The 13,662-nt window shown below is 69.8% G+C and carries 12 protein-coding genes; all 12 read left to right on the top strand.

Going from position 1 to position 13,662, the window contains the following annotated elements; genetic code table 11:
• Positions 1 to 4 precede the first annotated feature (4 nt).
• The 12 genes from ACE37J_RS08645 to ACE37J_RS08700 are packed head-to-tail and all read left to right on the top strand — an operon-like array spanning position 5 to position 13,482.
• A complete protein-coding gene (locus ACE37J_RS08645; protein WP_409710126.1) occupies positions 5 to 1,048 on the top strand; it encodes a branched-chain amino acid ABC transporter permease in 1,044 nt (347 codons plus the stop codon).
• Positions 1,045 to 1,824: an ABC transporter ATP-binding protein gene (locus ACE37J_RS08650; protein WP_409710129.1), complete on the top strand. Its 780-nt coding sequence runs from the start codon at positions 1,045 to 1,047 to the stop codon at positions 1,822 to 1,824. The genes ACE37J_RS08645 and ACE37J_RS08650 overlap by 4 nt, the downstream gene beginning before the upstream one ends.
• Positions 1,817 to 3,985, top strand: a complete 2,169-nt coding sequence (locus ACE37J_RS08655) for an ABC transporter permease (protein ID WP_409710132.1) — start codon at positions 1,817 to 1,819, stop codon at positions 3,983 to 3,985. The genes ACE37J_RS08650 and ACE37J_RS08655 overlap by 8 nt, the downstream gene beginning before the upstream one ends.
• Entirely contained in the window at positions 3,982 to 4,806 is an 825-nt protein-coding gene (locus tag ACE37J_RS08660; RefSeq protein ID WP_409710134.1) for a phosphoenolpyruvate hydrolase family protein, read from the top strand. Before ACE37J_RS08655 ends, ACE37J_RS08660 begins: the two co-directional genes overlap by 4 nt.
• A 19-nt stretch (positions 4,807 to 4,825) precedes the next feature.
• A complete protein-coding gene (locus ACE37J_RS08665; RefSeq protein ID WP_409710137.1) occupies positions 4,826 to 7,774 on the top strand; it encodes a flotillin domain-containing protein in 2,949 nt (982 codons plus the stop codon).
• Positions 7,775 to 8,212, top strand: coding sequence for an SRPBCC family protein (locus ACE37J_RS08670; protein WP_409710140.1), 438 nt, complete (start codon positions 7,775 to 7,777; stop codon positions 8,210 to 8,212).
• A 4-nt stretch (positions 8,213 to 8,216) separates the two neighbouring features.
• On the top strand, positions 8,217 to 8,660 hold the full coding sequence (locus ACE37J_RS08675) for an SRPBCC family protein (protein WP_409710143.1): 444 nt from the start codon (positions 8,217 to 8,219) through the stop codon (positions 8,658 to 8,660).
• Positions 8,657 to 9,457, top strand: coding sequence for an FAD binding domain-containing protein (locus ACE37J_RS08680; protein WP_409710146.1), 801 nt, complete (start codon positions 8,657 to 8,659; stop codon positions 9,455 to 9,457). Before ACE37J_RS08675 ends, ACE37J_RS08680 begins: the two co-directional genes overlap by 4 nt.
• Positions 9,457 to 9,933 (top strand): (2Fe-2S)-binding protein, encoded by a 477-nt coding sequence (locus ACE37J_RS08685; RefSeq protein ID WP_409710149.1) that lies wholly within the window; start codon positions 9,457 to 9,459, stop codon positions 9,931 to 9,933. Before ACE37J_RS08680 ends, ACE37J_RS08685 begins: the two co-directional genes overlap by 1 nt.
• On the top strand, positions 9,930 to 11,579 hold the full coding sequence (locus tag ACE37J_RS08690; RefSeq protein ID WP_409710152.1) for a xanthine dehydrogenase family protein molybdopterin-binding subunit: 1,650 nt from the start codon (positions 9,930 to 9,932) through the stop codon (positions 11,577 to 11,579). Before ACE37J_RS08685 ends, ACE37J_RS08690 begins: the two co-directional genes overlap by 4 nt.
• Positions 11,579 to 12,601 (top strand): xanthine dehydrogenase family protein molybdopterin-binding subunit, encoded by a 1,023-nt coding sequence (locus tag ACE37J_RS08695; RefSeq protein WP_409710155.1) that lies wholly within the window; start codon positions 11,579 to 11,581, stop codon positions 12,599 to 12,601. The genes ACE37J_RS08690 and ACE37J_RS08695 overlap by 1 nt, the downstream gene beginning before the upstream one ends.
• On the top strand, positions 12,601 to 13,482 hold the full coding sequence (locus ACE37J_RS08700) for an AAA family ATPase (protein WP_409710158.1): 882 nt from the start codon (positions 12,601 to 12,603) through the stop codon (positions 13,480 to 13,482). The genes ACE37J_RS08695 and ACE37J_RS08700 overlap by 1 nt, the downstream gene beginning before the upstream one ends.
• Positions 13,483 to 13,662 lie beyond the last annotated feature (180 nt).

Consider the following 13,662-nt stretch of genomic DNA (forward strand, 5'->3'; position numbering starts at 1 on the left):
CGCAATGGCGGTGATCGAGCGCGCGCCGGCGGAGCCCTACTGGGTGGAGCGGATTCCGGCCCCGGTCTGGGCGGTAGGCTTCCTTCTCCTCATCATGCCGGCCTTGGCGAACGACTTCGTGCTGTTCCAGGTTTTCGGCTGGACCTTCATCCTCGGCATGATCGCGCTCAGCCTCATGTTCCTCGCCGGCTATGGCGGCATGGTGAGCCTGATCCAGATGAGCGTCGCGGCGCTCGCCGGCTACATGGTCGCCATATTCGGGCCGAGCGGGGTGGAGGCGCTGAGTCTTTTCCTCCCCTGGTATGTCTACATTCCCGGCGCGGTGGTGATAGCGACCATCGGGGGCGCGCTGGTCGGCGCGCTGGCGGTGCGGACGGAGGGGATCTATACGATCATGATCACCCTCGCCATCGCCTCCGCCTTCTTCTACTTCACACGGCAGAATTACGGGATCTTCAACGGCTATACGGGGTTCAACCTCGTCGTTCCGCCGCAACTCTTCGGGGTGGACTGGCGGCAGCCGGTTCCGTTCTATTACCTGACGCTCGGCATGGCGGCGCTCTCGTGGCTTGCGGTCGTCTATGTCTCCCGCTCGCCCTTCGGGCTGGCGCTGCAGGGAGTTCGGGACAATCCGCGCCGGATGGCGGCGCTCGGCTTCAACGTCACGGCGCACCGGATCGCGGCCTACGCCTTCGCCTCCGTCATCGCGGCCTTCGGCGGCATCCTCCTCGTCTGGCAGAACGCGCAGATCTCGCCCGGCACGGCGGGGATTCCGGCGGTGATCGACATTTTGGTGATCGCCGTCGTCGGCGGGCTGAAGCGGCCCATCGGACCGTTCATCGGGGCGCTCATTTACGTGCTCCTCCGCTCCTTCGCGCCGGACGCGCTGAGCGCCTTCGGGCTCTCGACGGAGCGGTTCAAGCTCCTGATCGGGCTCGGCTTCCTCCTCATCGTGTTCTTCTCGCCCGATGGCGTGCTCGGCCTCTGGGAGCGGTGGCGCGCAAGGCGGGCGAGCAAGGCCGATCCGCTGCGCGGGGGCTCGCGATGAGCATGGCGGAGGGACTGGGGCAGGTCGGCTCCGGCGCGGCGCTGGAGCTGAGGGGCGTGACGAAGATGTTCGGCGCCCTCGCCGCCATTGCGGACGTGACGATGACGGTCCGCCCTGGGGAGCGGCGGGCTGTGCTCGGCTCGAACGGCGCTGGCAAGACCACGCTCTTCAACTGCGTGACAGGGGATTTCCTGCCGACCTCGGGCTCCATCCGCCTCTTCGGGGAGGATGTGACGGCCTTCCCGGCCCATGAGCGCATCCGGCGGGGGCTCCGGCGCACCTATCAGATCAGCCTTCTCTTCGGCGGCCTTTCGGTGGCGGACAACGTCTATCTCGCCTGCCGCGGCGTCTCCCGCGGGCGGTTCTCGCTGCTCCGCCCGCGGCGGGGCGACGCGCTGCTGGCGCAGGCGGGCGAGCTGATCGAGGCCGTGCGGCTCACCGCGGCGCGGGAGACGATGGTCTCCGACCTTTCCTACGGCCAGCAGCGCCAGCTCGAGATCGCTCTCGCGCTGGCCGGCGCCCCGCGCTTCATCCTCTTCGACGAGCCGGCCGCCGGCCTCTCCCCCACGGAGCGAGCGGAGCTCATCAAGATCCTCACCGGCCTGCCGGAGCATATCGGCTACATCATCATCGAGCATGACATGGATGTGGCGCTGCGCGTCGCCGAAAGCGTGACGATGATGCACAACGGTCGGGTCTTCAAGGAAGGCACGCCGGCCGAGATCGAGGACGACGCCGAGGTGCAGGAACTCTATCTCGGGGGCGGCCATGGCTGAGCGCAGCGGCCCGCCCGGCCTCGAGATCAAGGGCCTCAACGTCTTCTACGGCGCGAGCCATGCGTTGCAGGGCGTCGACCTTACGCTGAAATCCGGCGTTCTCTCCGTCGTCGGGCGGAACGGGATGGGCAAGACGACGCTCTGCAAGGCGGTCATGGGCCTCGTTCCCGCCGCGTCGGGGACGATCAGCTTCCGCGGCCAGCCGCTCACCGGGCGGAGCCCGGCGGAGATCGCGCGCATGGGCGTCGGCTATGTCCCGCAGGGGCGGCGGCTCTGGCGCTCGCTCACAGTGGACGAGCATCTGCGGATCGTGGCGAAGCCGGGCGGCGCCTGGTCCATCGAGCGGGTCTATTCGACCTTTCCCCGCCTCGCGGAGCGGAAGGGGAACGGCGGCGCGCAGCTTTCGGGTGGCGAGCAGCAGATGCTCGCCATCTCCCGCGCGCTCCTCTCCAATCCGAAACTGCTCGTCATGGACGAGCCGACCGAGGGCCTCGCCCCCGTCATCGTCGCGCAGGTGGAGGAGATGCTCCTCCGCCTCGCCGACGAGGGCGAGATCGACGTGCTGGTTATCGAGCAGAACATCGGCGTCGCCTGCGGCGTGGCCTCCGAGGTCGCGATCATGGTCAACGGCCGGATCAACCGCATCGCGCCAGCGGCGGCGCTGGCGGCGGACCGGGAGCTTCAGCAGCGCCTGCTCGGCGTCGGCCGGCACGGGCATGAGGAGACGCCGGAGCCCGCGCAGGGCGAGGCCGAGGCGCCGGCGCCATCAGCGCCCGCCGCAGTGAAGATATACAACGCCAATCCGGCGGCGCCCACGCGCTGGAGCGCGCCCGTGCCCGTCCACCGGCTGGAGCGGGAGGCGCGGGTCGTGACGACAGGGCCGCTCGCCGCGCCCTCGGCGGAGATTCGCCCGCTGGCCGCGCCGGGGGCCAAGGTGGTGCTCGTCGCCGGCACGCTCGACACCAAGGGCCCGGAACTCCGCCACCTGCGCGATCTGATCCTCGCCGCCGGGCTTCCCGTGCGGCTTGTCGATCTTTCCACAACCGGCGCGCATTCCGGCGCGGACATCCCGGCGCATCAGGTCGCCGCCTTCCACCCGCGCGGCGCCGCCGGCGTCTTCACCGGGGACCGGGGCGCGGCGGTGACGGCGATGGCGCTGGCCTTCGAGCGCTGGATCGCGCGGCAGGAAGGGATCGCGGGGATCGTCGCCGCCGGCGGCTCCGGCGCCGCCGCGCTCGCCGCCCCGGCGATGCGCGCGCTGCCCTTCGGCGCGCCGAAGCTCCTCGTCTCGACCGTCGCGAGCGGGGAGGTCGGGCAATATGTCGGCGCCTCCGACATCATGATGATGCATTCGGTGGCGGACATTCAGGGCCTCAACGCCATCACGGAGGAGGTGCTGGGCAACGCCGCGCAGGCGATGGTCGGCATGGTCCGCGCGCGGAAGGCGGCGCGGCCGGCGGCGCCGCGAAAACCCGCCGTCGGCCTGACGATGTTCGGGGTGACGACGCCCTGCGTGCAGCAGGTCGTCTCGGCGCTCGATCAGGACTATGACTGCCTCGTCTTCCACGCCACCGGCGTCGGCGGCCGGGCGATGGAGAGCCTTGCGGACAACGGCCGCCTCCTCGGCGTGATCGACGCGACGACGACGGAAGTCGCCGACATGATGATGGGCGGCGTCTTCCCTGCGACGGAGGACAGGTTCGGCGCGGTCATCCGCCGGCGGCTCCCCTATGTCGGCTCGGTCGGCGCGCTCGACATGGTGAATTTCGGCGCGGTGGAGACCGTGCCGGAGCGCTATCGAGGCCGGAAGCTGCACGTCCATAACCCGCAGGTCACCCTGATGCGGACGACAGCAGAGGAATGCGCCGCGATGGGGCGCTGGATCGGCGGGCGGCTCAACGAGATGGAGGGGCCGGTGCGGTTCCTTCTGCCCGAAGGCGGTGTCTCCGCGCTCGACGCGCCCGGGCGGGATTTCCACGATCCGGCGGCGCGCGCCGCGCTGTTCTCCGCGCTCGATGCGACGGTGCGCCAGAGCGCGAACCGGCGGCTGATCCGCCTGCCGCACAACATCAACGACCCGGCCTTCGCGGCGGCGCTCGTCGCCGCCTTCCGCGAGCTGCATGGCGGCAGGCCGGCCAAAAGGAAAGAGGCGCGGCGATGATCCCCCGCAAGGACATACTGGAACGGCTCCACGCCATGAAGGCGCGGGGCGAGCCCATCGTCGGCGGCGGCGCCGGCACCGGGCTTTCCGCCAAGTGCGAGGAGGCGGGGGGGATCGACCTCATCGTCATCTACAATTCCGGGCGCTACCGCATGGCCGGGCGCGGCTCGCTCGCGGGGCTGATGCCCTACGGCGACGCCAACGCCATCGTCATGGAGATGGCATCGGAGGTGCTGCCGGTCGTCAAGCATACGCCGGTGCTGGCCGGCGTCTGCGCGACGGACCCGTTCCGGCTCATGCCGCGCTTCCTCGACGAGGTGAAGGCGGCGGGCTTCTCCGGCGTGCAGAACTTCCCCACGGTCGGCCTGATCGACGGCACGTTCCGCGCCAATCTCGAAGAGACGGGCATGGGCTACGCGCTCGAGGTCGAGATGATCGCGGAGGCCTGCCGGAAGGACATGCTGACGACGCCCTATGTCTTCGACGAGGCTTCGGCGGCCGCGATGGCTGGGGCGGGGGCGGACATCATCGTCTGCCATCTCGGGCTCACTACCGGCGGCTCCATCGGCGCGGAGACGGCGCTGAAGCTCGGGGACTGCCCTGGCCTCGTGGACAGTTGGGCGGAAGCGGCGCTGGCCGTGAAGCCGGATGCGCTGATCCTCGTCCATGGCGGGCCGGTCTCCATGCCTGACGACGCGGATTTCGTCCTGAAGGCCGCGAAACGCTGCGACGGGTTCTACGGCGCCTCCTCGATGGAGCGGCTGCCGGCGGAAACCGCGCTCACCGAACAGACGCGCGCGTTCAAGCGCATCGGCAAGTGACGCCGAAAGGGAGGACGACATGACAGGTCAGATCATAGGGCAACTGATCCTCTGGCTCATCGTGGCGGTGGTCGTCATCGCCATCGTCTACTGGGTCATGCAATGGCTCTACCGCCGCTCGACGAAGGAGATCGCCTTCGTCCGCACCGGCTTCCTCGGGGAGAAGGTGGTGATCGACGGCGGCGCCTTCGTCTGGCCGATCGTCCACGACTACACGCCCGTCAACATGAACACCCTGCCGCTGAAGGTGAGCCGCACGAAGGGCGAGGCGCTCATCACGAAGGACCGGATGCGGGTGGACGTCGAGGCGGAATTCTACGTCCGCGTGCGCCCGGCGCGGGACGCCGTCTCGATGGCCGCCTCCACGCTCGGGCGGCGGACGCTGGAGCCCGAGAGCCTCCACGCCCTCCTCGCCGGCAAGTTCGAGAGCGCTATGCGCGCCGTCGCCGCCGAGATGGCGATGGGCGAGATGCACGAGCAGCGCGGCTCCTATGTCGCGCGCGTGAAGGAGGCGGCGCAGGAGGATCTCAGCCGGAACGGGCTTGAGCTGGAGTCAGTCGCGATTCTCGACATCGACCAGACGGCGCTCGAATTCTTCAACCCGTCCAACCGGTTCGACGCGGAGGGTCTCACCTCGATCATCAAGGAGATCGAGGCGCGGCGGAAGCTCCGGAACGACATCGAGCAGGAGACCTCCATCCTCATCCGCGCCCGCAACCTCGAGGCGGAGAAGCAGGCCCTCGATATCGAGCGCGAGAGCGAGGAGGCCCGGCTCGAGCAGGAGCGCGAGGTCGAGTTCCGCCGGGCGCAGCAGCGCGCGCTTCTGGCGCGGGAGCGTGCCGAGCGGGAGACGGAGGCCGAGAGCGCGCAGATCAGCGCGCGCGAGGCCATCGAGAAAGCGCGCATCGCCAACGAGCGCGGCATCGCGGAGGCGCGCATCGCCTCTGAACGCGAGGTAAGGGCGCGCGAGATCGCGCGGACCCGCGCCGACGAGGCGGAGGAGATCGCCGCGCGCGAGGCGACAGAAACCGCCCGCATACTGCAGGAGCGCGCGGTGAAGGAGGCGCGCATCCTCAACGAGCAGGAGACCGAGGCGAAGGAAATCGCCCGCCGCAAGCTGCTCGAAGAGGCTGCGATCGCCGCTCGCGAGGCGACGGAGCGCGCGCAGATCGCGCAGGAGAAGGCGGTGGCCGAAGCCCGCATTGCGAAGGACCGGGAGACGCAATCGCTGGAGATCGAGCGCCAGCGCACCGTCGAACAGGCGGAGATCGCCGCGACGGAGGAGACGGAGAAGGCCCGCATGGCGCGGACCCTCGTCATCGCGCAAACGCGCATCCGTGGCGAGGAAGATATCCGCCGGCGCGAGATCGCGCGGCAGAAGGGCCTCGACGAGGCCGAGATCGAGGCGCGGGAGGCGACGGAACGGCTCCGCATCGCGGAGGCCGCCGTCGTCAACGAGACCCGTATCGCGGAGGACCGGCGCATCCGCGCGCTGGAGATCGAGCGGCAGCAGGCCATCGAAGCGGCGGAGATCGCCGCCGGGCAGGCGACCGAGGCCGCCCGCATCGCGCGCGAGAAGGCGCTCGCCGCGGAGCGCATCGCCGCCGACGGCGCGACCCGCGCCGAGGAAATCGCCCGCAACAGGGCGGTGGACGAGGCCCGCGTCGCCGCGGACGAGGCGGTGGAGGCCGCGCGCATCGCCCAGAAGCTGGAACTCGATGCGAAGCGCATCGCCGCCGCCGAGGCGACCGCGTTGCGCGAGATCGCCCAGACCCGCGCGGTGGAGGGCGACCGGATCGCCGCCGAGGAGGCCGTCCGCGCCCGCGCCATCCAGCGGGAGAAGGAGATCGAAGCCGCCGAGATCGGTCGCCGGGAGGCGGTGGAGAAGGCCCGCATCGCCGCCGAACTGGCGCTGGAGGAGGACCGGATCGGCAGCCAGCGCACCCGCGAGGTGACGGAGATCGAGCGCAAGCGCGTCGTGGAGACGGCGGAGCAGGAGCGCGTCGTCTCCCTCGCGGGCAAGAAGGCCAAGGCCGCCGCTGCCGAGGCGGAGGTGAAGCAGGCCGAAATCGTCGCGCGGAAGGACGTGGAGACGGCGGATGTGGAGCGCGAGCGCGCGCTCGAAGCCGCACGGCTTGAACGCCGCCGCTCCATCGAGCAGCTGGAGATCGCCCGTGTGCAGGCGCTGCGCGAAGCCGAGATCGAGAGCCAGGAGGATATCGAGCGCGCCCGCATCGCCTCCGAACGCGGGCTCGACGAAATCCGCATCTCCCATCAGACCGAGCGCCGCAGGCTCGAGGTCGAACGCGAGAAGACGGTCGAGACGGCGCAGATGGAGAAGGCCGTCGCGCTCTACAAGAAGTCGCTGGAGGAGAGCGCCGCCCGCGCCGAGGCGGACGCGGCCCGCGCCGCCGCCGCCGAAGCGGAGGAGAAGGTGAAGACCGTGCGGGAGACGGAGCAGGCGACCCGCCGCCAGAAGATCGACGTGCTGATGGCGGAGAAGGCGGCTTCGGAAGCCAAGATCGCCGCCGAGGCGGAAGCGGTTCGTCGCGCGGTCGAGGCCGAGGCGCAGAAGCTCCTCAACGAGGCGGAGAACGTGCTGACCGACCCGGCCCGCGCCTCCCTCTTCCGCCGCAAGCTGCTGGAGCATGTGGAGGGGATCGTCGCGGCCAGCGTCAAGCCGCTGGAGAAGATCCAGGACATCCGCATCATGCAGCTGGACGGCGTGACGGGCGGCGGCGGGAGCCGGGACGGGAGCCCGACCGACGAGGTCATCAACTCCGCGCTTCGCTATCGCGTCCAGGCGCCGCTGATCGACAGCCTCCTGAGCGATATCGGCATCGAGGGCGGGAACCTCACGAAGCAGGGCGGGCTGATCCGCGAAGCCTCCGACATGCAGCGTATCGCCGACGCGGCGAAGAAGGCGCCCCCGAAAGGCGATCCGAAGGGCGAAGGGGAGAAGAAGTAAATGCCGCGCGTCTACATCTCGTCCGTCATCGACGCCCCCGCTCCGAAAGTCTGGGAGCGGGTGCGGGATTTCAACGGCCTCCCCCGCTGGCACCCCCGCATCCGCGACAGCCGCATCGAGAACGGAGAGCCGGCGGACCGGGTGGGCTGCATCCGCGACTTTCACCTCCAGAACGGCGACCGCATCCGGGAAAAACTGCTCGGCCTTTCAGACTACGATTACTTCTGCACTTACTCGATCCTGGAAAGCCCGATGCCGCTGACCGACTACGTGGCGACACTGCGGCTGACGCCGGTGACGGACGGAGACCGCACCTTCGCGGAATGGACGGCGGAATTCGACTGCGCGGCGGAGGCCGCGGAGGGGCTTGTGAGCGGCATCGGGCTAGACGTCTTCCAGGCCGGGTTCGATGCGCTGAAGCGGCAGATGGCGGGATGAGGCGATGGTGAAGGTGGTCAAGAGCACGGTGCTGGATCATCCGGTGGAGGATGTCTGGGCCGTGCTGCGGGACTTCAACGGCCATGACGAATGGCACCCCGCCGTCGCCGACAGCGAGATCGAGCGAGGGCAGGCGTCGGACCGGATCGGCTGCGTCCGCCGCTTTCACCTGAAGGACGGCTCGGAGCTCCGCGAACGGCTGCTGACGCTCTCGGACGCCGACATGGCCTTCTCCTACTGCCTGCACGAGACGCCCGTGCCGCTCCTCAACTATGTCGCCCATGTCCGCCTCGCGCCGGTGACGGACGGCGACGGGACCTTCTGGTGGTGGGAGAGCCGGTTCGACACGCCTGCGGGGCGGGAACAGGAGCTTGGGCGGATGGTGGCGGAAGACATCTACCAGGGCGGGTTCGACGCGATCCGCGCGCATCTGGCGAGGGCGGCATGACGACGGTCGAAACCTTCCCCACCCTCGCCGAGGCGGCCCGCGCTATGGGCTCCGGCGCCGCCTTCTTCGGCGGAGGCACCGTGTTGATGCGGGACGTGAACGCCGGCGAGGGGCCGCAGCGCCTTGTCCGCTCCGCCGATCCGGCGCTGAAGGAAATCAGGGCGCAGGGGGAGATTGTGCGGCTCGGCGCCGGGGTCACGATGGCGCGCATCCTCGCGGAGCGGGACCTCGCCTTCCTTCACCCTGTCGCGCGCCAGATCGGCGGGCCGCAGGTGCGGAACATGGGAACGGTAGGCGGCAACCTGTTCGCCCCGCATCCCTACGGCGATTTCGCCGTCGCGCTCATCGCGCTCGGCGCACGCGCGGTGCTCGCGGGGCAGGGGGGCGCGCGCCCGGTGGAGGAGCTGATGCGGGAGCGGGCGCGCCCTCCGCTCGTCGCCGCCGTGGAGATCCCCCGGCCCCGGAGCGGGCGGGAGTTTGGCTTCCTCAAGGTCTCCCGCGTAAAGCCGAAGGGTGTCTCCGTCCTCTCCATCGCCGCCTTCCTCCCTGCTGAGGGCGGGCGCATCCGCGGCGCCCGCGTCGCCTGGGGCGCGATGGGGCCGGCGCCGATGCGAGGGCAGGGGGCGGAGCGGGCGCTCGAAGGCGGGGCGCTGGATGCGGCGACCATCGCCCGCGCCGCCGCGCAGGCGGCCGAGGGACTCGACCCGCCGACGGACGCTTTGGCGAGCACGTGGTATCGGAAGGAAATGGCGGGCGTGCATCTCCGCCGCCTCCTCGAACGGATGGAGCGCGGCTGATGGCGAAGAAACCGGTCACCTTCACGCTGAACGGGCGGGAAAGCGCCGCCTTCGCGGAAGACGGGCAGAACCTGCTCGACTTCCTGCGCCGCTCTGTCGGCGACCTCTCGCCGAAACACGGCTGCGGGCAGGGCGGCTGCGGCGCCTGCACCGTGCTGATCGACGGGGAACCGCATCTCTCCTGCCTGACGCTCGCGGAGTCCGCCGCGGGCCGGACGGTGGAAACGGCCTCTGGCCTCGCCACGGGCCCCGTCCTACACCGGCTTCAGGAGGCGTTCATGGAGCGCTTCGCCGCGCAATGCGGCTTCTGCACGCCGGGGATGCTCGTCTCCGCCAAGGCGCTGCTGGACCGGAACCCGCGCCCGACGCGGGAGGAGGTCATCGAGGCGCTTTCCGGCAATCTCTGCCGCTGCACCGGATACGAGCCGATCATCGAGGCGGTGCTCGACGCCGCCGGGGAAAGGGCGCGCGCATGAGCATGATCGAGTTTCGCAAGGAATTCTTCCGCGACGAGCGGGACGACAACCTGAACGAGATCGGCAAGCCCACGAGGCGGCAGGACATTCTTGGCCACGTCACCGGGCGCTCGCCCTTCTATGACGATCACCTCTTCGAAGGCCTGCTGCACATCCGCTGCGCCCGATCCCCCCATCACCACGCCCGCATCCGCCGGATCGACGTGAGCGAGGCGGAGCGGTCCGAAGGGGTCGTCCGCGTGCTGACGGGGAAGGACGTGCCGCGTAACCTGAACACGCTCCTCTCCCTCCTCGATTTCGGGCTCGACGATGAGCCGCTGCTGGCCGAGACGAAATGCGCCTATAGGGGCGAGCCCGTCGCCGCCGTGATCGCGACGACCGAGGCCGCCGCCCGCGCCGCCGTGAAGAAGGTGCGGGTAGATTGGGACGTGCTCCCGCATGTACTCGACGTGGAGGAGGCGATCCGCCCCGGCGCGCCGAGTGTCTGCGAGGTCTATCCCGGCAACAAGTTCGTCTATCACGGAAAATACGACCACCAGAAGCTGCGCTACGGCGATGTGGAGGCGGCGTTCCGTCAGGCCGACCACGTGATCGAGGGACGCTACCAGATGTCCCCCATCGAGCAGGCCCCGATGGAGACCTGCGGCGCCATTGCGGCGCCGGAAGTGAACGACCGCTATGTCTGCTACTCCGGCACGCAGGCGCTCTTCTTCTCGCTCGGCACGGCGGCGAAGGTGCTCTCCATGCCGTCGAGCCGGCTGCACTTCGTCGGCGGGACGGTCGGCGGCGGGTTCGGCGGAAAGGTGGATTCGATCCATGAGCCAATCGCCATCCTCGGCGCGATGCTCACCGGCAAACCTTGCAAGTTCGCCTGGGACCGGGAGGAGGAGATGCAGGTCGGCGCCCCGCGCGGGGCGGAGCGCTGGTATCTGAAGGACGGGGTGATGAAGGACGGGCGAATCGTCGCCCGGCAGTTCACCGGCTATTTCGACAGCGGGGCCTATACCCGCCTCTCGTCCTACGCGATCATCAAGGGGGTTGGGCACCTTCCCGGCCCCTACACGATCCCCAACGTCTCCGCGAACGTCTATTGCGTCTACACCAACCGCACGCCGGCGACGGCGATGCGCGGCTTCGGCATCACCGGCGTCGATTTCGCCATCGAGGCGCATATGGACAAGGGGGCGGAGGCGGTGGGGATGAACCCGATCGAGTTCCGCATCCTCAACGCCTATCGCGACGGGGACATGAAGGCGCACCGGCGCGAGGCGAAGAACTGCGCCCTCGTCGAGTGCTGCCAGGTCGTGGCGGAGAAGGCGGGCGTGCGGCTTTCGGGGGAAGCGGCTGCGGCGGCGTCGACGAAGGGCGGCGGCGGGGAGCGCGGGCGGCTCCCGGCGCATACCGTCACCGACCAGGACGGGCGCGTGCAGGGGATCGACACTGGCGGCTATGCGCGGAAAGGGGGCGGCGCCTCCGTTTCCGTTCCGCCCGCGCCGCGGCCGGCGGCGCCGCAATATCAGCCTTCGCCGCAGCCCGCGCCGCAGCAGTCCGCCCCTGCTTCGGCTCCTCCTCCGGCTCCCGCGCCGGACGCTGCGCGGAAAGGCGCGCTGCGCTTCTCCTCCCTTTCCGGCTTCAGGAGGCGGTGATGGCGCTGCATCGGGGCCGCGGCTTCGCGGCGATCAACTACCCTATCGGCATGAATCTCGGCGGCGACCCGTCTCAGGCGTTGGTCCACTCCAACCCGGACGGGAAGTTCACCGTCGCCCTCTCCGCCATCGATCTCGGGCAGGGCATGAAGTCCGTCACCCGCCAGATCGCGGCGGAGACGCTCGGCGTGCCGGTCGAGGATGTCTATGTCGACACGGCGGACAGCGACACCGGACCGCATGACATGGGGAGCTTCGCCTCCCGCGGCACGCACCGCGTCGGCAACGCCGTGATGCGCGCGGCGGAGGAGGCGCGGGCGGTGATGCTGGAGGCGGCGGCGGAGGAGCTGGAGGTGGACGCCGCCGATCTCGTGACGGACGGCAAGGGCAATATCCATGTGAAGGGCGCTCCCTCCCGCGCCATCACCACCATGGCGGCGGCGCAGGCCGCGCAGTTCCGGCAGGGGCGAACCATCGCCGGGCGCGGCATCTTCCTCATTCCGCTTTCCGAGGTGGACGCGGACACGGGCGAGATGACGCCCGTCTCCACCTTCGCGCATGCCGCGATGATCGTGGAGGTGGAGGTGGACGACGAGACGGGCGAGGTTTCCGTCCTGAACGTCAAGTCGGCCTACGAGGTCGGCCGCGCGCTCAACCCGAAGCTGGTGGAGCAGCAGCTTCGCGGCGGGGCCTGGATGGGCATGAGCCATGCGGCCTGGGAGACGACGGAACCCTATTACCCGGCGCGGGATCACGGGGCGGTCGACTTCAACCACTACCTCATGCCCGGCATGGGGGACCTCGCGCCGCATCATATCTCTGTTCTGGAGCGGCCCGCGGCGGACGGTCCCTTCGGCGGGAAAGGGCCGGGGGAGATGTGCGCGAACCCCGTCCTCCCCGCCGTCGTCAACGCGGTCTATGACGCGGTCGGCGTCAGGATCGACGACTTGCCGGTGACGCCGGAGAAGGTGCTGCGCGGCATCAGGGCGCTTGGCGGCGCGAAGCCGAAGAAGCGGCTCTGATGAGCGTCCGCCGCTCCATCCTCGGCATCGACGGCCCCGCGCCGCTTTCCCGCGCTCTGCGGGATGCGCAGTATGTGGCCGACGAGGGGTTGGCGACGGCGGCTTATCTGGCGCTAGCGCTCGGCAAGCCGCTGCTGCTGGAAGGGGCGCCGGGCGTCGGCAAGACGGAGGCGGCGAAGGCGCTGGCCTCCGTTCTCGGGCGGGAGCTGACGCGGCTCCAGTGCTACGAGGGGATCGACGCGGCGGCGGCGCTCTATGAATGGAACTTCCCGCGGCAGATGCTGGCGATCCGGCAGGCGGGCGATTCCTACGTGAACCTCTATGCGGACGATTTCCTCCTGGCCCGCCCCATGCTGCTGGCGCTCCAGCAGCCGCGCGGGCGGGTGCTGCTGATCGACGAGATCGACCGGGCGGACCATGAGTTCGAGGCGTTCCTCCTGGAATTCCTCTCCGACTTCACGATCTCGATCCCCGAGCGCGGGACGATCCGCGCCGCGGAGCCGCCCGTCGTGGTGCTGACCTCGAACCGGACGCGGGAGCTTCACGAGGCGCTGCGGCGGCGCTGCGTCTATCACTGGATCGGCTATCCGGACCCGGCGCTGGAGGCGGAGATCGTGATGATGCGCGCCTCCACCGTGGCGCGGGATACGGCGGACCGGGTGGTGCGCGCCGTGGGGCGGCTCCGGGCGCAGCCACTGGCGAAGCCGCCGGGCGTGGCCGAGACGGTGGAATGGGCGGAGGCGGCGACGCTGCTGCATGAACAGGGCGCGCCCTGGCCGCGCGCCTTCGCGCGGGCCATCGGGGTGGCGCTGAAGGATCAGGACGACCTCGCCTTCGTCGCGCCGGGGCTGGAGAAACTGCTCGGGGAGGTGGCGGCGTGAGGGGGGGTCTCCGCCTCGTGAAAGCCGCTCCCGAGGGGGGCGGAGACGGGCCCTTTTGGGGCTCCGGAGGGCCCATAACCATGGTTATGGGCATTTTTTCTTTGATTTCATTGGGAAATCTCAAGAGTCGTGTTTGCGGGCCGGCGACGCCGAGGCATTTTCAGTCTCCGCGTTTTCCTT

Source organism: Pikeienuella sp. (assembly GCF_046290545.1).
Taxonomy (GTDB): Bacteria; Pseudomonadota; Alphaproteobacteria; order Rhodobacterales; family Rhodobacteraceae; genus Pikeienuella.